The organism is Caballeronia sp. LZ003 (assembly GCF_031451465.1).
In the GTDB taxonomy this organism is placed as follows: domain Bacteria; phylum Pseudomonadota; class Gammaproteobacteria; order Burkholderiales; family Burkholderiaceae; genus Caballeronia.
The window spans coordinates 31,819-55,956 of record NZ_JARUXJ010000003.1 but is presented as its reverse complement, the minus strand read 5'-3'; the positions used below and the strand labels follow the sequence as shown (position 1 = coordinate 55,956).

Genomic DNA, 24,138 nt, shown 5'->3' with positions numbered 1-24,138 from the left:
CGCCGACAACGTCGACGCTTAGATTTGCGCCATCCCTCCATCGACGAACAACTCGGCCCCGTTCACGAAGCTTGCGTCAGCGGATGCAAGAAACACCACCGCGCGTCCGATCTCACGCGGCTCGCCCAGTCGCGCGAGCGGCACCGACGAAGCCAGATGCGCATACAACCCTTCCTGCTGACCTTCAGGCACGATGCCCGCAAGCCCCGGCGTGCGCACCGGGCCCGGGCTCACCACGTTCACGCGAATGCCGCGATCCTTCAAATCCAGAATCCATGAGCGCGCGAAGTTACGCACCGCCGCCTTGCTCGCGCTGTAGACGCTGAAATTTTCCGTGCCTTGAATTCCAGTGGTCGAGGCCATCAGGACGACCGAGCCGCCATCCACGAGCAAGGGCAAGCTCTTCTGCACCGTGAACACGAGCCCCTTCACGTTGGTTCCGAAAATGCGGTCGAAGTGCTCCTCGTCGATCTGCGAAAGCGGCACCATGTCGCCACCGCCTGCATTCGCCACGACGATATCGAGCCGCCCCGCACGCTCGCGAATCTCGCTGAAGACGCGGTCGAGATCGTCGAGCTTCGATACATCCGCGCGAATGCCCGTCGCGCCCGCGCCAATGGCCGCGACCGCCGCATCTAGTTCCGCCTGACGACGGCCTGTGATGAACACCGTCGCACCTTCCGCCGCCAGTTCCTGCGCCGACGCAAGACCAATGCCGCTCGATCCGCCCGTCACCAGTGCAATCTTGTTTGCCAGCTTGCCTTGCGTTTCTTGAGTCATGATGTTCTCCGATTCGATCAGTTAAGCCGGCGTCGTCGCCAGCGCATGAACGTCACTGTACAAACAATGGATTGTTGAATAAAGTCGTCGAACGCGATTACTTTATCCACGTGCGTAGATAATCAATGGACCAGATTCTTGCCATCCGGGTGTTCGCGCGCGTCGTCGAAACCGGATCGTTCACGCGCGCCGCCGGCTCGCTCGACATGCCGCTTGCAACCGTGAGCAAGCTCGTCGGTTCGCTCGAAAAGCATCTCGGCATGAAGCTGCTGCAGCGCACGACGCGTCAAGTCTCCGTTACGCCGGAAGGCAATGCGTACTATGAACGCACCACGCGCCTTCTGCACGAACTCGAAGATATCGACGCGAGCTTCAGCGCCGCGCAGAAGCGGCCACGCGGACGGTTGCGGATCGACATCGGTTCGTCCACGGCGAGTTGCGTGCTCATTCCGGCGCTGCCCGAATTCACCGCGCAATATCCGGAGATCAACATCGGGCTCGGCGTGAGCGACCGTCAGGTCGACCTGATCGGCGACAACGTCGACTGCGTGATTCGCGGCGGCCGGGCAGACGAACCATCGCTCGTTGCCCGGCCGCTCGGACGCGCGCGCTTCGTCACGTGCGCCACGCCCGGCTACATCGAACGATACGGCAAGCCGCGGCATCCGTCCGATCTGGAGAAAGGGCATCGCGTGGTGAACTACATGTCGGCACGATCGGGCCGCGTCGTGCCCATGCGCTTCGAAAAGGGTGCGACGAAGGTCGTCGTGGACGGCGTGCAGAACCGCTACATGGGCGTGAACGAAAGTACGGCGCACTTCGCGGCGGGGCTGGCGGGACTCGGCGTCATTCAGACGTTCGCCTATGCGGCCAATGCCGCGATCGCGCGCGGCGAACTCGTGCCGCTGCTGCAAGGCTGGCAGCCGGCGCCTTATCCGTTCTTTCTCGTCTATCCGCCCGACCGGCATATGAGCCAGCGGTTGCGCGTGTTTATCGACTGGGCGATGGCGCGCTTTTCCGAGGCGTTCGAATAGCCGCGGCTTGCATCCCGTGCGCGTTGTGATCCGTATCTTCCCTGAGAATACGAACGGGATGCCGGAAGGACACGGACATGACGAGGCTTCTTTATAGCGCCCTGGCGACAGATTGCTTGCAGCGCGCCGGCACGGTGATATATTTCGGCAGGACCTCACCCCCGAGCGCGGCTCGACCCATTCTGCCCATGACGGACACTACCTCCGGCAGCACCGGCAATTACTCCGACCGAAACGACGGCAGCGACACCGACGCCGGCCTGTTGCGGCGCGAGCGCCTGAACGACATGCTCGTGCGCGTCGCGAAGGGAGACCAGAAAGCGTTCGCGGAGTTGTACCGCGTGACCTCGTCGCGCGTCTTCGGCGTGATCTTGCGGATGATGCACGACCGAGGCGAAGCCGAGGACATCCTGCAAGAGGTTTACGCCGCCGCCTGGCGTCGCGCCGATTCCTTCGATCCCGAACGCGGCAGCGCCATCACCTGGCTCATTACGCTCGGGCGCAATCGCACCATCGACCGCATGCGTCAGCGCCGCGAGGAATTGCTCGGCGACGACGAAACCCCCGAAATCGCCGACGATGCCCCGACGCCCGCCGCCGCGGCCGAATCGAGCGAAGAGCGGCGGCGGCTCGAACAATGTCTCGACCGTCTGGAGCCGCAGCAAGGCCGCGCGGTGCGCGAAGCGTTCTTCACGGGCGCGACGTATAACGAGCTGGCGCAACGTCTGGCAGTGCCGCTCGGCACCATGAAGAGCTGGATTCGCCGAAGCCTCATGCAACTCAGGACGTGCCTCGAACAATGAACACGCCCGCCCAAAACGAAGACGATCTGCGCTGCGCCGAGTACGCGCTCGGCGTGCTCGACCTGCAGGAGCGCCGCGCGCTGGAAACGGACGTGACGCGCAATCCCGGCCTGCAACGCACGCTGGATGACTGGCACGAGCGGCTCGCTCCGCTCGCGCAGGACATCGCGCCGGTGACGCCGCCCGCACGCATCTGGACGCGAATCCAGCGCGATCTCGGTTTCCTGCCGGAAGGCTCGGTGGCCAAGAAGAGCGGCTGGTGGAACAGCCTCGATCTGTGGCGCTGGCTGGCCGTCGGCGCGAGCGCCGTCGCGCTGGTGCTGGTCGCGGTGAATCTCACGCGCGCGCCGCAAGCGCCGCCGCAGCCAACCGTCGCTCAGGCGCCGCAATACATGGTGGCGACCATCGCGCAGAAGGACGGCGTCGCGCACTGGACCGCAACCGTCGATGTCTCGCGTTCGCGCATGGTGGTCGTACCGGCGGTGCAATCGGTCATCGCGGCGGATCGCGCGACCGAGCTCTGGCTGATCCCGCCGGACGCGAAGCCGATCGCGCTAGGCGTATTCCCGTCGAACACGCCTGCGACCATGAACCTTCCGCCCGAGATCATGGCGCTGCTGAGCAACAAGGCGGTGCTGGCGGTGTCGGTGGAACCGCCGGGCGGATCGCCGACCGGTGCGCCGACGGGTCCCGTGATCGGCACGGGCGAGATTCGCGGCACGTAAGGCGCTACGTTACATAGGCGGTGCGCTTGCATTCTTTGCACCGCACCGTTTGCGCTTCGCGATCGAAAGTAGTCGTCGCGCCGCCTAACAAGCCTGCTTCACCGGTGATCCGACGAACCAACGCCCACGCCGACGTCGAGTTTTCGTTCGCCGTCGACAAGACGCGCTCTAACTGCATCCATCTCAAACCGGCATCCGTATTGCTCTATCGAACGCATGTTCGTGGAGCTTCGCATGCCCGTTGTCGTCTCCTTCCTGATTGCCTTCGCCGGCCTCGTGCTGCTCTTCAGCGCCGTATGGCTCTGGCAATTGCGCTCGAAAAACGCCGGCATGATCGATCCGATCTGGGCGGCATCGCTCGCACTCGTCGCGCTGTTTATCGCGGTGGCCGGGACTGGCGCGTCCATCAATCGTCTATGCGTCGCGGCTGGCGGATGCGTCTGGGGCGCGCGCCTTGCCTTGCATCTGTGGCGGCGCAATCACGGCAAACCCGAAGACCCGCGTTATCACGCGTTTCGTGAACGCTGGGGCGCGGCAGCGGCGCGCAACATGTTCTGGTTCTTCCAGTTGCAGGTGCTCATCTCCATCTTGCTCGCGCTCGCGTTCTTCGTGCCCGCATATTCGGTCGAGCCCGCGCATCCGGTGGCTATCGCGGCGTCGGTCGTGGTGTGGATCATCGCCGTGGCAGGCGAAGCGCTGGCCGACCGCCAGTTGAAGCGCTTTGCCGCCGACTCATCGCATCACGGCAAGGTGTGCCGCGACGGCCTCTGGCGTTACTCGCGTCATCCCAACTATTTCTTCGAGTGCGTGCACTGGGTTGCCTACGCGGTGCTCTCGATCGGCCTGCCGTGGAGCTGGCTCACCGTCGCGCCGCCGCTGTTGATGGCGTGGCTCCTTATCAAGGTGTCGGGCATTCCGCTGCTCGAAGCGCGGCTTGCCGAAACGCGCGACGGTTATCGCGACTACATGCGCACGACCAGCGTGCTGGTGCCGTGGCCGCCGAAGCCGCCAGTGCATTCATAACCCGAGGATTTCGCCGATGAACGCATCGACCCGACAAGCGAGCCCGCTCGACAATTCGAATCCCCCGTTGGACGAAAGCTGGATAATTCGCCTCTGCGAACGCGGCTGGCTTCCCGATACGCTGGTGCGCGCCGGCATGCGCGCTTTCATCCGCCAGCGTCTGCGCGACGAACACGCGGGCGACGGCGAGCGCCGCACGCAAGCGCTCGATACGCTGCTGGCCGATTTGCGCACGAGCCCCATTGCCATCGAAACGCAAGCTGCCAACACACAGCATTACGAGTTGCCGGGCGCGTTCTTCGAAGCTCATCTCGGGCCGCGCCTCAAATATTCGTGTGGCTATTTTCCGAGCGGCCAGGAAACGCTCGCACAAAGCGAGATCGCGATGCTCGAAAGCTATGCCGAACGCGCGCAACTCGCCGATGGCCAGCGCATTCTCGATCTCGGCTGCGGCTGGGGCTCGCTCGCGTTGTGGCTTGCCGAGCGTTACCCGAATGCGCGCATCGTCGCGTTGTCGAATTCGCATGGGCAGCGCGCGTTCATCGAGGCTCGCGCGGCCCAGCGCGGTCTCACGAACCTGCTGGTCACGACCGGCAATATCGTCGATTTCGACTTCCCCGCCGATGGCGACGCCGTCGCGTTCGACCGCATCCTGTCGGTCGAAATGTTCGAGCACATGAAGAATTACGGCCTGCTGCTCGAAAAGATTGCGCGCTGGCTCGCCGACGACGGCAAGCTCTTCGTGCATATCTTCGCGCATCGCACGCTCGCTTATCACTTCTCCTCGCGCGACAGTTCGGACTGGATGTCGCGCTATTTCTTCACCGGCGGAACCATGCCGTCCGCCGCGCTGCTGCTCAACTTCCAGGACGATTTGTGCGTGACGCGCCAATGGTGGGTCAACGGCTCGCACTACGCGCGCACGGCCGATCTCTGGCTCGCCGCGCTCGACGCGGCGCGCGCTCGCGTCATGCCGATGCTTCAGAACACTTATGGCGACGACGCCGCACTCTGGCTGCAACGCTGGCGCATGTTTTATATGGCAGTGTCCGAACTGTTCGGCTATGCGTCCGGTAGTGAGTGGGGCGTCGCGCACTACCTGTTCGAGAAGCGGCTGAACACTCGGCCGAACACTCTTCAGTCAAAGGTCATCTCATGAAACGCGCACTCATTGCCGCGCTCGCTGGCGCGGGCATCATCCTGCTGGTTGCAAGCTGCTCGAATGGTCCGCCGAATCCGAACCCGCGCGCCGAACAGCCTTTGCAAAGCGTGCCTGTCGATCTGCCGCGCTATATGGGACGCTGGTTCGTGATCGCGAATATCCCCTACTTCGCCGAACGCGATTTCGTCGCGAGCCATGTCATGTGGACCTTGCGCGACGACGGCAAGATCGTCGACGAGTTCTTCGGCCGCAAGAAGGGCTTCGACGCGCCCGAAACGCATCATCAGTTTCTCGATTCGGTGAAGCCCGGCAGCGGCGGCGGCGAATGGAGCGTGCGCATCTTCTGGCCGATCCACGTGACGCAGATGACGCTTTATGTCGATCCGGATTATCGCTACACCATTCTCGGCTATCCCAACAAGAAGCTCGGCTGGATCTTCTCGCGCGAGCCGACCATGAACGACGAGACGTATCGCTCGCTCCTCGCGCGTCTGGACGCAATGGGATACGACACGACGCAGTTCCGGCGCGTGCCGCAAAGCCCCGAGCAGATCGGACAGCCAGGCTTTCAGAGTCCCGGACAGGGCGACTGAAAACCTTTGCATGCCATTTGCATCCGGCGGGCGCGCCGCATCGTATTGATTTGCGACGACACGTTTGACCGCTGCCCGCAATGGCCCACTCGGCGCGAGGAGACCTCTCGACATGAACCGAAGAGCACCAGGACAAGGTCAGCGCATCGCCGTGGTCGGCGCGGGAATCGCCGGACTGGCGAGCGCGTGGCTGCTCGCGCGCAAGCATCGCGTGACGTTGTTCGAATCCGCGGATTATCTCGGCGGCCATACCAACACCGTGGACGTGGAACTGGATGGTAAACGGCATCCCGTGGATACCGGCTTTCTCGTCTTCAACGAGCGCACGTATCCGAACCTGATCGCGATGCTCGCCGAACTCGGCGTGGCGACGCATCAAAGCGACATGTCGTTTTCCGTGTCGCTCGATGGCGGGCGGCTCGAATGGGCGGGCACGAGTCTGAACACGGTCTTCGCGCAGCGGCGCAATCTGTTTTCGCCCGCGTTCATCGGCATGTTGCGCGACATTCTGCGCTTCAATGCATCGGCGCAGCAGCATTTGGAGCGTGCAACGCTCAACCGGTGTTCGGTCGGCGAGTTGCTGCTCGAAGGCGGTTATGGCGCGCCGTTTCAGCGTCACTATCTTTTGCCGATGGCCGCCGCGATCTGGTCGAGCGCCGCCAGCGACATCTTGCGTTTTCCCGCCGCGACCTTTCTGCGCTTCTGTCTCAATCACGCGCTCTTGCAGGTCAACAATCGGCCGCGGTGGCGCACCGTGACGGGCGGCGGACGCGAGTATGTGCGGCGTATCGCGGCAACGCTCGACGATGTGCGCATCGGCACGCCCGTGCGCGGTATTCGTCGCGATGACGAAGGCGTCGTCGTCATGACCGATGACGCCGGACCCGAGCGTTTCGATGCTCTCGTCCTCGCCACCCACGCGCCAACGAGCCTGCATCTGCTCGACGACGCTTCGGCCAGCGAGCGCACATTGCTTTCTGCCGTGCGCTATCAGCGCAATCTTGCCGTGCTGCATACGGATCGCGCGTTGCTGCCGCGCCGCCGCCGCGTGTGGTCGGCGTGGAACTATCTCGGCGCGCGCGCGTGGGCGGGCCACGGTGAGGCCGAACCGGTGTGCGTGAGCTATCTGCTCAATCAGCTTCAGCCGCTGCCGTTCGAAACACCGGTGATCGTGACGCTCAATCCCGTCGATGAACCCGCGCCCGGCAGCGAACTCGGCCGCTACGAATACGAGCATCCGCTGCTCGATCTCGCCGCCGTGGATGCACAGCAGCGCCTGCCCGAGATTCAGGGCGTGCACAACACCTGGTTCGCGGGCGCGTGGACGGGATACGGCTTTCACGAGGACGGCCTGAAGTCGGCGTTGAGGATAGCGCGAGACTTCGGCGTGGAACCGGAATGGGCGCGCTTGTGAAGGTCGCGCGCGGCCACGGCGAGGCAGCACGTTTGCTCACGGGCCGCGTGATGCACGAGCGCCTGCGGCCGGTGCATCATCGCTTCGAGTATCCGGTTTGTTATGTCTCTTGCGACCTCGCGCGCCTTGGCGAAGTGAAGCGTGCGTGGTTCGGCATCGACCAGGTTCGGCCGTTCGCGTTTTTCCAGCGCGACTTCGGTCCGCGCGATGGCAGCGATCTGCAAACCTGGATGCGCGCCCGCCTCGCCGATGCCGCGATTCCCGCCGATGGCGAAATCCGGTTGCTCTCCATTCCGCGCGTCTTCGGCCATGCTTTCAATCCCGTGAGCTTCTGGTTCTGCCATGACCGCGCGGGCAACTTGCGCGCGCTGTACGCGGACGTGCGCAACACCTTCGGCGGGCATCGCGGCTATCTCTTGAGCGCGCCGGACCACGCGCCTATCGTCGATGACACCGAGCTCGCCTGCCGCAAGACGCTGCACGTATCCCCTTTCTGCGACGTCGATGGCGACTATGCCTTTCGCGTGCGGCGGCATGGCGACCGGCTGTCGGTCGCGATCGACTATCGCGACCGCGACGGGCTATTGATTCGCACGGCAATCGGCCTGAAGGCGCGGCCGCTAACCGGCCCGCTTGCCTTGCGCACGCTATTGAGCCAGCCGCTGCTGGCTGTCGCCGTCGTCGCGCGCATTTACTGGCAGGCGCTTCGGCTCTGGATCAAGCGCGTGCCGTTCCACGGCAGACATCCGCCATCGGCCGAGGACCCGAACGCGATGAAAGAACGGACCGAATAACAAAACACAAGGCTAGACATGAATCTTTTGCGGACGATTTCCGCGCAGGCGGGCATGCCGCTTTCGGCGCGGCTTTTCATGGGCCTCCTCAAACGCATACGCGTGGGTCATCTCGTGCTCGTCACGCCCGACGGCGACCGCTGTGTATTCGGCGATGCCCTGCAGCAGCCCGCGGCCACGCTGCACCTACACGACTGGCGCGCGTGCCGGGCCATTCTCCGTTCGGGCGATATCGGCTTTGCGCAGGCGTATCGCGATCACTGGCTCGATACGCCCGATCCCGCCGCGGTATTGCGGCTCGCGATGCGCAATCAGAAGGTCGTCGAGCGTACCGTGAACGGTGGCTGGATCGCGCAGTGCGTGCATAACGTCAGGCATCGGCTGCGGCCCAACACGCGCGCCGGCAGCCGTCGTAATATCCACGCGCATTACGACATCGGCAACGACTTTTACGCGCTCTGGCTCGACCCCACGTGGACCTATTCGAGCGCGTGGTTCGACGGCGACGCGAGCCTCTCGCTCGAAGCGGCGCAGGAACGCAAGTACCGGCGCATCGTCGAGACGCTCGGCTTGCGCGCGGGCATGCGCGTGCTCGAGATTGGCTGCGGCTGGGGCGGTTTCGCGCGGCATGCGGCGCGCGAGGGCATTCGCGTACATGGCGTGACGATATCGGCGGCGCAGCATGCGTTCGCGCGCGAACGCATGGAACGCGAGGGTTTGAGCGAACTCGTCGATATCGAGCTACGCGATTATCGCGATCTGCGTGAGCAATACGACGCCATCGTGTCGATCGAAATGTTCGAGGCGGTTGGCGAGCGCTTCTGGCCCACGTACTTCCGCACGCTGCGCCGCTGTCTCGCGCCGGGCGCGCAGGCGCTGGTGCAGTCGATCACGATCGAGGATGCGCGTTTTCTGGCGTATCGCGCGTCGAGCGATTTCATCCGCGAGCAGATTTTCCCTGGCGGCATGTTGCCGAGTCCCGAGCGCTTCGTGCAGGCGGCGCAGAAAGCGGGGATGAGCGCGGCGCCGTCGCTTGCGTTCGGCGCGGACTACGCGCGCACGCTGCATCACTGGCGCGCCGCTTTCGAAGCGCGGCTCGACGCAGTGCGTGCGCTTGGATTCGACGATGCGTTCATTCGCACGTGGCGGCTGTATCTGGCTTTTTGCGAGGCGGGCTTTGGTGAAGGGCGGATCGATGTGATGCATTTGGTGGTGCGGTAAGGCTTCGGGACAGGGCGGAACGAATGCGTTAAAGCCGTGCGCTTAACGGCCGTAAACACGCGCAACGAACCATTCCGACCGACACGATGAGCCAAGACCCATTTGAAAGCCCGCTCAAGGCTGAATTCCTGCGCCACGAAGACACGCTCGCGCCAGCCGAACGCGCGCTCGGCGAAGACGATCACGCGGTCTATCGAACGCTGCTCGAATCGACCAAGGCGATTCCGTGGAAGATCGATTGGGCCACCATGCAGTTCGCGTATATCGGACCGCAGATCGAGGCGTTGCTGGGCTGGGCGCCATCGTCGTGGAAGGACGTCAACGACTGGGCCGCGCGCATGCATCCCGACGATCGCGAGGCGGTCGTGAACTTCTGCGTGGCGCAGTCGCAGGCGGGCACGGATCACGAAGCGGACTATCGCGCGTTGACCAAGGATGGCGGCTATGTCTGGCTGCGCGATGTCGTGCATGTGGTGCGCAACGAGGCAGGCGGCGTGGACTCGCTGATCGGCTTCATGTTCGACATCAGCGAACGCAAGCGCACCGAGGAAGAACTCGCGCGCCTGCATAAGGAACTGGAACATCTGTCGCTGAGCGACGGCCTCACGGGCGTCGGCAATCGCCGCATGTTCGACAACGTGATGCAGCGCGAATGGCAGGCCGCGAAGGAGTCGGGCAAACCGTTGTCGCTCGTGATGGTGGATATCGACTTCTTCAAGTCCTTCAACGATTACTACGGCCATCTGCAAGGCGACGAATGCCTGAAGCGCGTTGCCCGCGTGCTCGCCAAGGCCGCCGGGCCAAAGCATTTTCTCGGCCGTTTCGGCGGTGAGGAGTTCGTGCTCGTGCTCGCGGATACCGACGCCGAAGCGGTCATGCGTATTGCCGAGCGCTGCCGGGAATTGATCGCGGATGAAGACATCGCGCATCTGCGCTCGCCGCATAATCAGCGCGTGACGGCGAGTTTCGGCGTGGGCACCGTCGTGCCGACCGATGGCATCGATCCGACGACGTTCATCAATCTGACCGATGCGCAGCTTTATCAGGCGAAGGAACACGGGCGCAATCGCATCGCGTCCGTGGATCGGGCGGGGATTCGTGGGGAGGCGTTCAGGTTGCAGTCGCGATGAGGTGAATCAGCCGCGCGGGGTTTCCGGCCCCGATGAACCACGCCAAGCCAACACTCAAACCCGCCCCGCCACCGGAATCGCCGCGCCCGTGATCGAGCGTGCATCGTCCGACAAGAGAAACGCGATCACCGCGCCGAGTTCCTCCGGCTGCACCCAGCGCGAGAAATCCGCTGATGGCATATCGGCGCGATTCTGTGCGGTATCGATAATCGAAGGCAGGATCGCGTTCACGGTAATGGCTCGATCCTTGAGCTCTTCGGCAAGCGCTTCGGTCAGACGCAGAAGCGCCGCCTTCGAAGCCGCATAAGCGCCCATCCCCGCTCCCGCTTTCAACGCCGCCAGCGCGCCCACGTTGACGATTCGCCCGCCGCCCTCGCGCATGAGCCCGAGGGCCGCCTTCGATGCGTTGAGCGCCGTCTTCACGTTCACATCGAACATGAGGTTCCATGTGTCCACGCTGCCATCCGCGATGGTTTCGCAGCGAAACGCGCCCGCCACGTTCACCAGCGCCTGCACGCCGCCAAGCTTTTGCGCGATCGCGTCGAACGCGGCTTGCGCGGCTTTTGCATCCGACAAATCGGCGCCCGTGACGATGAACGCATCCGCAAGCGGCGCGGGCAACGGGTCGTGCCGCGCGTCCCTGCCGATGAGCGCGATGCGTGCCCCGCGCTCGGCCAGCACGCGCGCGGTCGCAAGCCCCAGACTGCCGAAGCCGCCAGTGATGACAACGGTCTTTCCTTCGAGTGTGTTCATCGCGTGCTCCTTGAGCCGTGGCTGTTCAAGCATAGGATGGAACAGGCTTCAGAATTCGTAAAGCTCGGCGGGGTTATCGACGAGGATTTTGCCGCGCGTGGCTTCATCGGGCATGCAATGAGAAAACCAGTCGAGCAGGCTCGCGTTATCCGGAACCGGCTGCACGTTCGGATGCGGCCAGTTCGACGCCCACACGCCGCGCTGCGGATAGCGCGCGGCCAGTGTGCGCACGATCGGTGCGATGTCGTCGTATTCCGGCGCACCGCTGCGTGAACTCTCGTAAGGCGCCGAGAGCTTGATCCAGCAGCGCGGTCCGTCGAGCAGGCGGCATAGGGACGCGAAGCCATCGCTTGCAGGCGTGACCGGCCCCTGAAACTTGCCGATATGATCGATCACGAGCTTCGACGGCAAACGCGCGAGCAGCGCCTCAAATTGCGGCAGCGTGTGTCCGTCGAGCTGAAGATCGATGTTCCAGCCAAGCGGCGCGATACGTGCCGACATCGCCTCGATGCTGTCCCACGCAAGCAGCCCGCCAGGAAACATCATGTAGCGCACGCCGCGTATGCCGGCTTCGTGCAGACGTTGCAATTCGGCATCGTCGACGTCGGGCGGAACGACCGCGATGCCGCGTGCGCCCTCGCCCAGTTGTTCGATGGCCGCGAGCGTGCAGCGATTGTCGAAGCCGTAGCCGGTCGGCTGCACGACGATCGCACGCGACAAGCCCAACGCGCGCTGTACTTCGCGATAAGCCGATGCAGGCGCCGATGGCGGCCGGAACGTCGCGCTCGGTGCAAGCGGGTAAGCGTCGTCGTAGACGTGGAGGTGGCAATCGCAGGCGTTCATCGCGCGTCGCTCGAAATGGCGTCGACTTTCGGCGCTTCACGCTGCGCGAGCCTGAACGCATGCCGTGGATTGACCGCGCCCATCGGCATGCGCCCTTGAAACAGCGCTTCGGTTTGCGCGACGGTTTCCATCGACTGATGCTCGATCGCAGCCGGCGTGAGGCCGCCGACATGCGGCGTCGCGATCACACGTTCGTGCGCGCACAGCGCCGGCGAAGGCATCTGGTCCGGCGCACGCCCCACGTCGAGCGCCGCGCCCGCAAGACGGCCGCTTTGCAGCGCGGCCAGCAAGGCATTGTCGTCGACGAGTTCGCCGCGCGCCGCATTGATGAAATACGCGTCCGGCTTCATCGTCGCGAAGGCTTGCGCGTTCATCAGATTGCGCGTCGCATCGTTCGCGGGCGCGAGGCACACCACGAAGTCGGCGGCGGCGAGCAAGGCCGGAAGATCGCTCTGACTCAGGCGATCATCGTCGATCTTCGCGTGCGGATCGGACACGTCCACGCGCATGCCGAACGCCAGCGCAAGTTCGCACAGATAGCGCGAGATCTGCCCGTAGCCGATCACGCCGAGCACGCTGCCGCGCAACTCGCGACCCATCTTCGGCGCCAGCATCTCTCCGCGACGGTATGCCGACGCATAAGCCGTGGTGGCGCGGCCCAGATCGATCATCGCGCCGATCACCCATTCCGATACCGCCGGCACGAAGCCCGCGCTCGCCTGCGTGACGAGCACGCCATGATCGCTGGCGGCATCGACATCGACGGTACGGATATCCACCGCGCAGCGCACGAACGCGGCAAGCCGCGGCAAGGCTGCGAACAGTTCGCGTGGCGCGGGGGTCTGCCGGTAGCCGATGATCACGTCGGCATCGCGCGCGGCCGCGATGAGTTCGGCGGTCGTGAGTTCGCGGTCTTCCGTGTTGTAGGTCGCATCGGCGATGGCGTCGAGCGCCGCGCTTGCGCGTGCGCCGAAATAGTGTTCCAGCATGTGCCGGGGATGACTCACGAAAACCTTGTTCATGTCTCGGTCCTGAAGGGCTTCTACGTTGCTTTTGCGGCAGGCGGCGCCACGGATTCGCGCTCGACGAGCGTGATGTCGGTGAATAGCGCCTGCGCGGAATCGATTACAGCGTCGTCTTGCTGACGCATCACGCGCTCGACCATGGCTGCGGCCATCGCAGGAACGGGCAGTTGCACGGTCGTGAGCGCGGGGTTCGAGATAGCGGCGAGAAAGTGCCCGTCCATGCCGACCACGGACATATCGTCCGGTACGCGCAAGCCCGATTCGCGCAGACCCGCCATCAGACCGAGCGCCATCAGGTCGTTGACCGCGACGATTCCGGTCGGCCGCGCGGCGTCTTCCGAGAGTTGGCGTGCGAGCGCGCGACCGTTCTCCGCGATCATCGAGTCGCCGTATTCGTTCACCGGGCCGCTGTCGAGCACGCGCGCGCCGTGGCCGAGGCCCGCTTCCTCGGCGGCGGCGAGAAAGCCGCGAATCTTGTCGCGCCGGCTCAGCGTCATGCCGGCGAGCGTCGCATAACCGAGCCGTGTGTGACCATGCGCGATGAGATGCCGCGTCGCGAGCCGCGCCGCCTCGAAATTATCCGGCGTGACGTGATCGATGCGCGTGGTCTCGCCTTCGGTCGCGCGCCGGTCGTAGCTCACGACGACCATGCCGCGCTCGGCCGCGGTTTCCAGATGGCGCTCATCCGCGAGCGATGAGATCACGATTACGCGCCGCACGCCGTGCGAGAGCAAATCTTCGAAGAACGACGCTTCCTTCGCCGGGTCGCGATACGTATTGCCGATCAGCACGCGATAACCGTAGCGCTCTTGCGCGTAAGTCTCGACCTCGCGAGCGATATAGCCGTACATCGGATTGGCGATGGACGGCACGAGCAAGCCGACGAGCGGCGTCTGACCGGTCTTCAGCTGGCGCGCGAGCGTGCTCGGACGGTATTGCAGCGCGGTCATCGCGGCCTGCACCCGCGCGAGCGTTTCCTGACGCATCTGGTCGGTGCGGCCGTTGAGCACGTTGGAAACCGTGCTTACGGATACACCAGCGTGGCGGGCCACGTCCTGAATGGTGCTCATGAAAGTTCTTGTTTCGGACTTCGGACAACAGGCTACAGGCCGAGCCGGGTCGGCAGCCACAGAGAAAACGATGGCACCAGAATGAGTACCACGAGCGCGGCGCACAGCACCACCAGATATTTGACCATCGGTTTCGCGACGGCCTTCATTTCCGTGCCGGTGATCGCGCAGGTCGCGAAAAGCCCCAAGCCGACGGGCGGCGCGAACAGACCGAGCCCCATCGCCACGACGATCACCGTGCCGAAGTGCAGCGGGTTGATGCCGAGCTGCGTGGCGATCGGCGTGAGAAGCGGTCCAAAGATGATAAGCGCGGGTGCGCCTTCCAGCACCGCGCCGAAGACGATCATGATGAGCACGGACAGCAGCAGGAACATCGTCGGCCCGTATTGATGCGCGAAGTTGATCATGGCATCGGAGACGAGCGCGGGAATCTGCTCGATGGTGAGCGCGAACGACACGCTCGACGCCGCCGCCACGATGAACAGGATGCTGCTCGCCATCGACGCCGAACGCACGAACACGCGCGCCACCTTGCGCGGCGTAAGTTCGCGAAACGCGAGCCAGCCGACCACGAGCGCATAGACCACGGCGAACGCCGACACTTCCGTCGATGTCGCGATACCCGAGGTCACGCCCTTGCCGATCATCGCGATCATCACGAGCGCGACGAACGCGCCGCCCATCAGCGGCAGAAACGCACGCCGGTTCTTGAGCGCATCGGCCACGTTGATACGACGCCCGAAGATCACCGCGACGACGGCAAGCGCGAGCGCCAGCACCGCCGCCGGGACCACGCCCGCGAGAAACAGCCCCGCGATGGAAATGTTCGCGACGAAGCCCATGATGATCATGTTCACGCACGGCGGAATGGTCTCGGCCATCACCGCGCTGCACGCGAGGAGCGCCGCCGCTTCGTTCGGGTCCTGCTTGCTCTGACGCACGGCCGGCATGACCACGCCGCCGACCGCCGCGATATCCGCAAGCTTCGAGCCGGACACGCCTGAGAAGAACGCCGTCGCCATGATGGTGATGAGTCCGAGCCCGCCGCGCACGCGACCGAAAATACGCAGCAGGAGTTCGATCAGCCGCGACGACATGCCGTTGGTTTCCATCAGCAAGCCCGCAAGCACGAAGAACGGAATGGCGAGCAGCACGAAGTGGTCGGCGCCGGCCATCACCTGTTGCGAGTAGACGAGGATCGGCAGGGTCGGCTCGGCGAGAAAATACAGCAACGCGGAAAACGCGAGCACGAAGCCGATGGGCACGCCGAGCACGAGTCCGCCGACGAAACCGGCCGCGAGCAGAATGCCCGGCTTGATCGCGTGATCGGGCATGAGCGCGTTCCAGCCGAACAGCGCCGCCGCGACCACGACGCAACCGATGAGCGCGCCGAACACCGTCTTGCGCGGCCCGTTCAATGCATTGGCGAGCGCGAACACCGCCATGAACACACTGCCCGCGACGAGCGGATACACGTTGATCCACGCGGGCAGGCCGCTTGGCGTCATCTGGCCGTAGGAATCGACGAGCAAGAGGCACGACGAGAAGCACAGATTGGCCGCCACGCCCGCGATGATCCAGTGCCCGGCCTGAATCAGCGCCGGTTGCCAGCGTGCGGGCAGCGCCGCGCGAAACAGATCGACGCCGACATGCTGACTGCGCGCAAGCACGGTCGCGGCGCCGAAGAAGACCAGCACGATCATCAACGCGCGCGCGATCTCCTCGGCCCAATCGACTGGATCGTGCAGAAAGTAGCGATAGATGACGGAGACGAACACCACGATCACATCGGCCGCGAGCACGGCGGCGCAAAGGTATTCGATCCAGCGCATGACGACGGCGAGCGCGCGCGTGAGCGCGGTCTTCTGGCCGAAGCCGGGCGCGGCCGCAAGCTGCGCTTCGGGGCCGGGCGTCGCGGAGAAAGAGGTCATGGCGTTTAGCCTCGTGCGGCGGCGATGGCCGGAAAAAGCGGCGCGGTCGCGGGATACTGTTTCGCGAAATTCGCGTACAACTGCGTCTGCATTTCGTGACGCGCGGTCTCGCGGTCCGCGGGCGACATCGGGAAGAAAGTCATGCCGCGCTGCTTCAGTTCCTGCTCGGCGCGCGCCGCCGTCTGTACGGCTACCGTGCGCTGCTTCGCCGTCGCATCCTGCGCGGCCTTCTGGAAGGCCGGCCGAAGATTCGCGGGAATCTTGTCGAGCGAGCGGCGGCCCATCACGACGACGAGCGGGCTGAACACGTGCTGCGTCTGCCAGCACGACTTCACCACTTCGTCGTATTTGCTCGCGAGCACGGTCGCGCAGTCGTGCTCGAAGCCGTCGACGACACCGGTTTGCGCCGCCATGTACAACTCGCCGATGGGAATGGGCGTCGGCACCGCGCCCATCAGCTTGAACGTGTCCATGAAAGCGGGCGTGGGCAGCACGCGCAGTTTCACGCCCTTGATTTCCGCGAGCGAGTGCGCGGGCTTCTTCGTGAACACGTTGCGGCCGCCGAACGAATAGCCCCACGTGATGACCGAGCAACCCGCGCGCTTTTGCAGCAGGCTGTCGAAGCTCTGGCCGACGCTGCCGTCCATCGCGCGGCCGACGTGATCGAAGTTATCGAAGACGTAACCCAGATCGAGCATGCCGAGTTCGGGCAGAACCGTTGCCCAGATGGACGAGCCCGTCACCATCATGTCGACCGCGCCGACCTTCACTTGCTGAACGACGTCGCTTTCCTTGCCGAGCTGATTGTTCGGAAAATAGTCGATGCGAATCTGCTCGCCCACGCTCGCCTTCAGGTTTTCAGCCAGGTACTGATACCAGACGTAGTGCGCGGCGTTTTGATTCGCGGGCATCGACGACGAAAGCCGCAGCGCGACCGGCGCCTGCGCGCGTGCGAGCGACGGCAACGCGCCGCCCGCCACCGCGAGCGAGGCCGCCGAGGCGGTTTGAAGGAAGCGTCGCCGGGATGTCGATTGCATGTCTTGTCTCCTGAGAGCCGCGGATCGCAGTGCGCCGGTTGCGGCTGTATCGATTTAGTGTATCGATACAGTAAACGGCGGGCGGATCTTCACCCATAGGGGTTATCCCGCTGATTCTGCCGCGCGCCGGATGGTTCTCTACGCGTCGACTCGCACAGCGCTAGCCCGCTCGCTGCGTCCGGCAAGCACCCACACCGCCGACGCCACGAGCAACGCACTCACGCCCGCCACACCTAACGCAGCCGCGAAGCCGCTCGCGAAACTCGCACGTGCGATCGCGACGACAGCCGCGTTGCCGCCCGCGCCCGCGTGTGCCAGATCGCCCGCAAGCACGCGCGAGAGGAAGGTTTCATCGAGCGCGTGCATGAGGGCAGGGAAACCGCTTGCATGCAGATCGAGCGCGCTTTTCGTGCGCGCCGCGAGCACCGCGCCGAGCACGCCCACCGACGTGACGATGGCCGTAAAGCGCGTCGTCGTGCTGATACCCGACGCCATGCCCGTGCGATGCGCCGGCACACACGCCATGATCGCCTTCTGCGTGTCGCCGTTGAGGATGCCCGCGCCGAGTCCGGTGACGATCATCGAGACCGCGATGAGCCCGTAATACGACATCGACGCGAACCACGCCGTCAGCAGATTGCCCACGCCGATGGTCGCAAGCCCGAACGTGAGCAGCGCCATTGCAGGCACGCGCTTGCCGAGCGCCGCGCCGAGATGCGGCCCGGCGATCATCGCGAGCGCGAACGGCAACATGCCGACGCCCGCGCGCACCGCGGTCAAGCCGAACGCGTTTTGCAGATAAAGCGGCAGGAACGTCATCATGACTTGCGCGCAGGCCGCGTAGCCGAACATGGCGAGCACGGCGGCGACGAAGCGCGGTTCGCGAAACAGCGAGAGATCGATCATCGGATGCGCGCGCGAGCGTTGCACGCGCACGAACACGACCAGGAGCGCCGCGCACGCGGCAAGGCGCGCTTCGGTACGCCAGCTCGTCCAGCCATCGGCCTGACCGCCGATCAGCGCCCAGATGCCGAGCGAAAGCGACGCGGCAAAGATCGCGCTGCCGAGCAGGTCGAGCGATCCCGCATGCGGATTACGCGACTCGCGCATGCCGCGCCACGCGCACCACGCGAGCAGCGCGCAGATCGGCAGGTTCATGAGGAAGATCCAACGCCAGCCGAACCATTGCGTGATCGCGCCGCCGACGAGTGGCGCGACGGTCGTCGAAATCCCCATGCAGGTGCCCCAGATCGCCCATGCACGAGCGCGCGCCGCGCCTTCGTGGAAGGTGTTGGCGATGATCGCGAGCGCGGACGTGAGCAGCATTGCCGCGCCGACGCCCTTCGCCGCGCGCGCCAGATTCAGCGCGAACGCGGAAGGCGCGAGGCCGCAGCCGAGCGAGGCCAGCGCGAACGCCGCGAGCCCGGCGATCAGCATCTTCTTTCTGCCGATGCGGTCGGCGAGCGCGCCCGCCGGCAGCAGACACGCGGCGAACGCGACCATGTAGGCGCTCACGACCCATTCGACATCGGCGAAACCGGCGTGGAAATCGCGCGCGATGGATGGCAGCGCCACGGCGACGACGTTGGTATCGAGCGTGATCAGCGCGCAAGTCGCCGATGCGGTGAGAAGCACGAAGCGCGCGGCGGACTGGTTCGGCGAGACATCGGCGGTGTCGGACATGGCGGGCGAATGTTGACGATGAAACTATCGATGCTAGTGAGATCACTCTTGTCTGTCATTGACATAGAATCTCCAAATAATTGATGCATTCGACAATATGAAGCGAGGCTCTCATGCCAGTGGAATTGCGCCATGTGCGCTGCTTTTTGAGCGTCGCGCGGCATCTGCATTTCACGCGTGCCGCCGATGAACTCGGCATTGCGCCGCCCGCGCTCACGCGACAAATTCAGGAAGCGGAGCGGCTCCTTGGCGTGCGGCTTTTTCAGCGTACGAAGCGCTCGGTGGCGCTGACCGCGGCGGGCGAGGCGTATCTCGTCGAGGCATCGAGCGCGCTCGATCATCTCGCGCGCGGGGCCGAGCGCGCGGCGCTGGCGGAGCGCGGCGAGCTGGGCAGGATCGTGATCGGCTACGTCGGTTCGGCGGTTTATTCGGGCGTGCTGCAGACACACGTGCGCGGCTTTCGTGCGCGCTATCCGCAGGTTGCCATCGGTATCCGCGAGATCGTCATGCGCGAGGCGGGCGCGCTGCTCATCGACGGTCATATCGATATCGCTTACGTGCGGCCGCCCGTGCCGTATCCGGATGGCGTCGAGGTGCGCACGGTGCGTCGCGATGCGTTCATCGTCGCGCTACCGGCCGATTCTCCGCTGACGCAATTGGAAACCATCACGCCCGCGCAGCTGCGTGGTCAGTCGTTCGTGTTGCCGGAGCAGGAGTCCGGCACGCTCGAGGTTGGAAGACGCGGGCGCTTCGAGCCGCACATCGCCGGACATCCGGGCACGCTGTCGGATGTGCTCGCGCATGTGTCGCTCGGCGGCGATGTGGCGGTCGTGCCACGATCGCTCGCGCAATGCGTGACGGTGCCGGGCGTTGAGTATCGCGAGATCGCGGGAAAGCCGGTGCCTTCGGAAGTCGCGGTGGTGTATCGGCGGTTCGAGAAAGGGGCGGCGGTGAAGGGGTTTTTGGAAATGGCTTCGAAGGCGTGAAGCGAATTTCCGGTTGCATTGTTGGCTTTGCTTGGATGATCGATACATAAATGGGATTGGCCGATCGGGGTAGTTTTCTGATTGCGTCGGTTGGTGCACGATAAGACGCATGAGCAAAAACCTTTCCGCGCTTTGTTCGATTTCCTTTGACTTCAAGAACGCCGCCATGCAATCAACCGTTCCTTCGATCCGTCTGGTACAGTACACACATATGTACACACACGGTGTCAACGTGGCTATTACCCGAATCTTTCGCAATGGCAACTCGCAGGCCATTCGCATTCCCGCCGATATCGCGTTTCCCGAAACGGAAACGGAAGTCGAGATTGAACGCGTGGGCGACGAATTGCGGATTCGCCGCCTGCGCCGCCCGCTTGCCGGCGCGCTCGACTGTTTCGGGCGTTTTGGCGCCGACTTCATGTCGGAGGGGCGTGGCGATCAGACGCAAGACAAACGGGACGCGCTCTGATGCCCAAGTACTTGTTCGATACGAATATGTGTATCTACCTAATGAAGAATCAGCCCGAACAGGTGGCGCGGCGTTTCGCGCAGCTCTTTGTCGGCGACGTCGTCATGTCATCGATTACGTTCGCGGAGCTGGCATACGGCGCAAGCACGAGTGCGCGGCCCAGGCGCGAGCGGAACAATCTCGCTGCGCTCGTGAAACTGATCGAAGTCGCGCCTTTCGACGAGGCAGCGGCAAGCGCTTATGGCCCGATCCGCGCGGCCACGCGAGAGCGCAAGCACGACGCACTCGACAAGCTGATCGCGGCCCATGCGGTTGCGCTCGGCGTACCGGTCGTGACCAACAACGTGAGGGATTTCACTCACTATCCAGGCGTCAAGATCGAAAACTGGCTCGACGGTCCCGCTTGAGACGCGCGTCCTGACGCAAGAGCCTTGCGGCCTCACACTGTCCTAACTCTTCGCGCCCAGACTTCCCCTCATACGCTGCATGACAGGAGGGGAAAATGAAGATCGAACCGACACCCATCGCAGGCGCATCGCTCGTCGACATCGACATCGGGCGCGACGCACCCGTGATCGATACCGCGCCCACCTTGCCCGACACGCAAGCGACGGCCATGTCTTACGAGGCGCTGCTGCCCTATCTGCTGTTGCCGATCGCAGGCGCTTACTAAGCGAACAAGCCATGTTCGAACGAGACGGCGTCACTTACGAGTTTCACCACGTCTGCATTCTGATCGCATCGCCATGAAGCCGTCGTAAAGACGCTGAACGAGGAAGACTCGGCGCGCCGCACGGTCGTGCATCGCGCTTGACCTGTGCTTTTTCAGCGCCTATACAGGACGTTCACCGCGCGCATCGCACGATGCCGCCTCGATCGAGACCGGAGTCCAGAGTGACGATAACCACAAGATTCAAGCCGCCAGTCCCGCTGACTTTCACATTGCCGCTCGCCCTGAGTCTCGCGCTCGCGGCCTGCGCAACCGACTCTTCCGCTCCGCCACCGCCCGGCACCGTCACGACGACGCTGCCATCGGGCGGCGTCTACAAAGGGACAATCGACAACGGTCAGGCCGATGCCACGCTGCTCGTGCTCTTCGATGGCTCGGCGTATCTCTTCTACGGCACTCCGAACGACACGCGCGGCACGAACCTGTCGGGCGTCGCCATCGCCACGGGCGGCACGCAGACGAGCGACGGCAAGTTCGCGAGCACCTCGGCGTTCGACTATCGCGTGGGCCGGGCGCCCGCCACCGCCGCCAACTTCAGCGCAAACTTCGCGCAAGCGCCGGCCGTAAGCGGCACGGTCGCAAGCAAAAACGGCGGCGCGGGCCTCGCCTTCAACGTGAACGCCGCGCCGATGCTCGACACCGGACCGAGCCTCGCCAACGCTGGCGGCCTCTACAGCGGCCGCGGAATGTCGCTCGGAGGCGCGACGACCACGCGCATCACCGTCGCCGCCGATGGCTACGCCGCCGGCACGACGAGCGCCGGTTGCATCTTCAAGGGAACGGTGGCGCCGCGTCCCGGCGCGAACGCCTACGACGTCTCGGTGACGTTCGGCCCCGCGCCCTGCCCGCTGCCCGACGCGACCGTCAAGGGCGCCGCCGTGCTCGACGGCCCGCGCCTGCTGGTCGCGCTGCCGAGCCCCGACCGTGCCAACGTCTTTCTCTTCGATGGCAGGAAATAGCTGCCGACGCTTTTTATCAGCGCGTGAAAAAAACCGGCTCGCTGCTTGCAGCGGGCGATTCGTATTCTAAGATTGTTGCTACCGTAGGCAGCGGCGTCGTGATGCGCGTGCTTGGTCGAGGTTCGCGTGACGCCGTCTCCTTCGGCGAGAGTCATCAGTCGTGTTGTTCAGTGAGGTTCAATAAGCCGTAACAACAAGGAGACAACCAGATGAACGCAACGCTCAAGCTTTTGCCGTTGGCGGTCGGCGCCATGCTCGCCTGCCTGCCGTATGCGAACGCCGCGCAAGACAATCTCAATTCGCTGTCCAACTTCAAGCAGACCGGCACGAGTCAGGCCGAAAAGGTGCCGCAAGGCGGTCAGACCGCCGACGCGCTGCGCGAAAATCTCAAGCAGATCAAACTGCCGCCAGGCTTCAAGATCGACCTGTATGCAATCGTGCCGGAAGCGCGGCACATGGCTATCGAGCCTTCGACGGGCGTGGTGTTCGTCGGCACGCGCAAGAATCGCGTATGGCAGGTGACGGATCGAACCAAAAGGCGCGTCGCGGATGACGTCGTTCAATTCGCCTCGTCGGTCACGTTCAAGGTGCCGAACGGCGTCTGCTTCTCGCCGGATGGCGTGCTTTACGTGGTCGAGCAGAATCGCGTGCTCGGGTTCCCGGCGGCACAGTTCTTCGGCGACGGCGGGCCGGACGTGGCCGCGGCGGTCGTCGTGCCGCAAGGCAAGCTGATCCCGGCGACGTTCGAGAGCTTCAATCACGGCGCGCGCGCGTGCCGTATCGGGCCTGACAAGAAGCTATACATCGCGCTCGGCCAGCCGTGGAACGTGCCGCCGAAAGACAAACTCGCCGATATCGATAAGAACGGGCTCGCGGGCATCATCCGTCTGGATCAAGACGGCAAGAACCGCGAAACCTACGCGCACGGCGTGCGTAATTCGGTCGGCCTCGACTTCAATCCGAAGGACAAGACGCTCTGGTTCACCGACAACCAGGTCGACGGCATGGGCGACGAAATTCCTCCGGGCGAACTGAACCGCGCGACCAAGGCGGGCGAGAACTTCGGCTTCCCGTGGTACGGCGGCGGCAAGGTGCGAACCGTCGACTACAAGGATCAGAATCCGCCGGCGAACCTGGTGTATCCGCAAGTCGAATTCGCGGCGCACGCGGCCGACCTCGGCATGTCGTTCTATAACGCGAAGACGTTCCCGGACAAGTACCAGGGCGGCATCTTCGTCGCGGAACACGGTTCGTGGAATCGCACGAAGCCCATCGGCGCACGCATCATGTACGTGCCCGTCAAGGACGACGGCACGGCAGGCGAACCGGAAGTCTTCGCGGATGGCTGGCTCACTTCGAGCGGCGAGTACATGGGACGCCCGGTCGATGTCCAGGTATTGCAGGACGGCTCGCTGCTGGTATCCGACGACTATGCTGGCGCCATCTATCGTATTTCGTATTCGGGGTCGAAGTGATGCGGCCGGCGCAGACAGCCGTGGTGGCGAGCCTGATGCTGGCGGTATCCAGCGTCGCGCTCGCAGCGGGCGATATCAAGGCGGGGCGCGCGAAGGCGGCGCAGTGTCAGGCGTGCCACGGGCTCGACGGCATGTCGAAGCTGCCGGAAGCGCCCAACCTCGCGGGGCAGACGGAGGAGTACCTCGTGAAGGCGCTGACCGACTTTCACACGGGCGCGCGCCAGAACGAAATGATGTCGATGGTCGCGAAACCCTTGTCCGAGGCGGATATCGCCAATCTCGCGGCGTACTACCACAGTCTCGGCAAGCAATGACCGAAGCAGACTTGCTTGACGATGCCCTTCCCCAGCGCAAATTTTTTGGTTTGATGCTTGACTTGGGTGGGTAAGGGTTTATACTAAGCCTTGTCTCCTCCATGTCTCAACCGATATGGATTCAAGCCCGCTCAATGCAGCGGGCTTTTTTTTCGCCCGCTTGCGGCGCTTACGCACGTCTCAC

At 64.1% G+C, this 24,138-nt stretch carries 25 protein-coding genes; 17 read left to right on the top strand and 8 right to left on the bottom strand.

The window, feature by feature from the left end:
* Positions 1–18 precede the first annotated feature (18 nt).
* Positions 19–780, bottom strand: coding sequence for an SDR family NAD(P)-dependent oxidoreductase (locus tag QCE79_RS18320; protein ID WP_244829828.1), 762 nt, complete (start codon positions 778–780; stop codon positions 19–21).
* 125 nt (positions 781–905) lie between these two features.
* Here QCE79_RS18320 and QCE79_RS18315 point away from each other — a divergent pair, with 125 nt between their 5' ends.
* The 10 genes from QCE79_RS18315 (at position 906) to QCE79_RS18270 (ending at position 10,679) form a co-directional block, all read left to right on the top strand.
* Positions 906–1,814 carry a LysR family transcriptional regulator gene (locus QCE79_RS18315; RefSeq protein ID WP_244829829.1) on the top strand — a complete coding sequence of 303 codons (909 nt, stop codon included), beginning with the start codon at positions 906–908 and terminating at the stop codon, positions 1,812–1,814.
* 188 nt (positions 1,815–2,002) lie between these two features.
* The gene (locus QCE79_RS18310; protein ID WP_244829830.1) at positions 2,003–2,617 is read left to right on the top strand and encodes a sigma-70 family RNA polymerase sigma factor; all 615 of its coding nucleotides are present in this window, start codon (positions 2,003–2,005) and stop codon (positions 2,615–2,617) included.
* The gene (locus QCE79_RS18305) at positions 2,614–3,342 is read left to right on the top strand and encodes an anti-sigma factor domain-containing protein (RefSeq protein WP_244829831.1); all 729 of its coding nucleotides are present in this window, start codon (positions 2,614–2,616) and stop codon (positions 3,340–3,342) included. The genes QCE79_RS18310 and QCE79_RS18305 overlap by 4 nt, the downstream gene beginning before the upstream one ends.
* 234 nt (positions 3,343–3,576) lie before the next feature.
* On the top strand, positions 3,577–4,365 hold the full coding sequence (locus QCE79_RS18300) for a DUF1295 domain-containing protein (RefSeq protein ID WP_309846681.1): 789 nt from the start codon (positions 3,577–3,579) through the stop codon (positions 4,363–4,365).
* Positions 4,366–4,381: 16 nt separating this feature from the next.
* Positions 4,382–5,524 (top strand): cyclopropane-fatty-acyl-phospholipid synthase family protein, encoded by a 1,143-nt coding sequence (locus QCE79_RS18295; protein WP_250528065.1) that lies wholly within the window; start codon positions 4,382–4,384, stop codon positions 5,522–5,524.
* Positions 5,521–6,120: a lipocalin family protein gene (locus QCE79_RS18290; RefSeq protein WP_244829834.1), complete on the top strand. Its 600-nt coding sequence runs from the start codon at positions 5,521–5,523 to the stop codon at positions 6,118–6,120. Before QCE79_RS18295 ends, QCE79_RS18290 begins: the two co-directional genes overlap by 4 nt.
* Positions 6,121–6,232: 112 nt before the next feature.
* On the top strand, positions 6,233–7,534 hold the full coding sequence (locus QCE79_RS18285; protein WP_250494407.1) for an NAD(P)/FAD-dependent oxidoreductase: 1,302 nt from the start codon (positions 6,233–6,235) through the stop codon (positions 7,532–7,534).
* Positions 7,519–8,328 carry a DUF1365 domain-containing protein gene (locus tag QCE79_RS18280; protein ID WP_309846675.1) on the top strand — a complete coding sequence of 270 codons (810 nt, stop codon included), beginning with the start codon at positions 7,519–7,521 and terminating at the stop codon, positions 8,326–8,328. The genes QCE79_RS18285 and QCE79_RS18280 overlap by 16 nt, the downstream gene beginning before the upstream one ends.
* Before the next feature lie 18 nt (positions 8,329–8,346).
* A complete protein-coding gene (locus QCE79_RS18275; protein WP_309846673.1) occupies positions 8,347–9,549 on the top strand; it encodes a cyclopropane-fatty-acyl-phospholipid synthase family protein in 1,203 nt (400 codons plus the stop codon).
* 86 nt (positions 9,550–9,635) lie between these two features.
* Complete coding sequence (locus QCE79_RS18270) at positions 9,636–10,679, top strand: sensor domain-containing diguanylate cyclase (RefSeq protein WP_309846670.1); 1,044 nt, start codon at positions 9,636–9,638, stop codon at positions 10,677–10,679.
* 54 nt (positions 10,680–10,733) lie between these two features.
* Here QCE79_RS18270 and QCE79_RS18265 read toward each other — a convergent pair whose 3' ends face one another.
* The 7 genes from QCE79_RS18265 to QCE79_RS18235 all read right to left on the bottom strand — a co-directional run bounded on the left by QCE79_RS18265 (position 10,734) and on the right by QCE79_RS18235 (position 19,021).
* Complete coding sequence (locus tag QCE79_RS18265; RefSeq protein ID WP_309846667.1) at positions 10,734–11,432, bottom strand: SDR family oxidoreductase; 699 nt, start codon at positions 11,430–11,432, stop codon at positions 10,734–10,736.
* Between the two features lie 48 nt (positions 11,433–11,480).
* On the bottom strand, positions 11,481–12,275 hold the full coding sequence (locus QCE79_RS18260; RefSeq protein ID WP_309846664.1) for an amidohydrolase family protein: 795 nt from the start codon (positions 12,273–12,275) through the stop codon (positions 11,481–11,483).
* The gene (locus QCE79_RS18255) at positions 12,272–13,297 is read right to left on the bottom strand and encodes a hydroxyacid dehydrogenase (protein ID WP_309846661.1); all 1,026 of its coding nucleotides are present in this window, start codon (positions 13,295–13,297) and stop codon (positions 12,272–12,274) included. Before QCE79_RS18255 ends, QCE79_RS18260 begins: the two co-directional genes overlap by 4 nt.
* A 20-nt stretch (positions 13,298–13,317) precedes the next feature.
* Positions 13,318–14,370 (bottom strand): LacI family DNA-binding transcriptional regulator, encoded by a 1,053-nt coding sequence (locus QCE79_RS18250; protein WP_244829842.1) that lies wholly within the window; start codon positions 14,368–14,370, stop codon positions 13,318–13,320.
* Positions 14,371–14,402: 32 nt separating this feature from the next.
* Positions 14,403–16,301 (bottom strand): TRAP transporter large permease subunit, encoded by a 1,899-nt coding sequence (locus QCE79_RS18245; protein WP_309846657.1) that lies wholly within the window; start codon positions 16,299–16,301, stop codon positions 14,403–14,405.
* Positions 16,302–16,306: 5 nt separating this feature from the next.
* Positions 16,307–17,338, bottom strand: coding sequence for a TRAP transporter substrate-binding protein (locus QCE79_RS18240; RefSeq protein WP_250469012.1), 1,032 nt, complete (start codon positions 17,336–17,338; stop codon positions 16,307–16,309).
* A 138-nt stretch (positions 17,339–17,476) separates the two neighbouring features.
* A complete protein-coding gene (locus QCE79_RS18235; protein ID WP_309846655.1) occupies positions 17,477–19,021 on the bottom strand; it encodes an MFS transporter in 1,545 nt (514 codons plus the stop codon).
* A gap of 113 nt (positions 19,022–19,134) precedes the next feature.
* Between QCE79_RS18235 and QCE79_RS18230 the strand changes: the two genes are divergently transcribed.
* From QCE79_RS18230 to QCE79_RS18200, 7 genes are all read left to right on the top strand, one after another.
* Complete coding sequence (locus QCE79_RS18230) at positions 19,135–20,007, top strand: LysR substrate-binding domain-containing protein (protein ID WP_309846653.1); 873 nt, start codon at positions 19,135–19,137, stop codon at positions 20,005–20,007.
* A gap of 232 nt (positions 20,008–20,239) precedes the next feature.
* Complete coding sequence (vapB, locus tag QCE79_RS18225) at positions 20,240–20,476, top strand: type II toxin-antitoxin system VapB family antitoxin (RefSeq protein ID WP_244829847.1); 237 nt, start codon at positions 20,240–20,242, stop codon at positions 20,474–20,476.
* Positions 20,476–20,883: a type II toxin-antitoxin system VapC family toxin gene (locus QCE79_RS18220; RefSeq protein ID WP_244829848.1), complete on the top strand. Its 408-nt coding sequence runs from the start codon at positions 20,476–20,478 to the stop codon at positions 20,881–20,883. The genes vapB and QCE79_RS18220 overlap by 1 nt, the downstream gene beginning before the upstream one ends.
* A 95-nt stretch (positions 20,884–20,978) precedes the next feature.
* Positions 20,979–21,149 carry a hypothetical protein gene (locus QCE79_RS18215; protein ID WP_244829849.1) on the top strand — a complete coding sequence of 57 codons (171 nt, stop codon included), beginning with the start codon at positions 20,979–20,981 and terminating at the stop codon, positions 21,147–21,149.
* Between the two features lie 221 nt (positions 21,150–21,370).
* Positions 21,371–22,165: a hypothetical protein gene (locus QCE79_RS18210; protein ID WP_250469004.1), complete on the top strand. Its 795-nt coding sequence runs from the start codon at positions 21,371–21,373 to the stop codon at positions 22,163–22,165.
* A gap of 209 nt (positions 22,166–22,374) precedes the next feature.
* Entirely contained in the window at positions 22,375–23,640 is a 1,266-nt protein-coding gene (locus QCE79_RS18205) for a PQQ-dependent sugar dehydrogenase (RefSeq protein ID WP_309846648.1), read from the top strand.
* A complete protein-coding gene (locus tag QCE79_RS18200; RefSeq protein ID WP_250469002.1) occupies positions 23,640–23,954 on the top strand; it encodes a cytochrome c in 315 nt (104 codons plus the stop codon). The genes QCE79_RS18205 and QCE79_RS18200 overlap by 1 nt, the downstream gene beginning before the upstream one ends.
* The last annotated feature ends 184 nt before the right edge of the window (positions 23,955–24,138 follow it).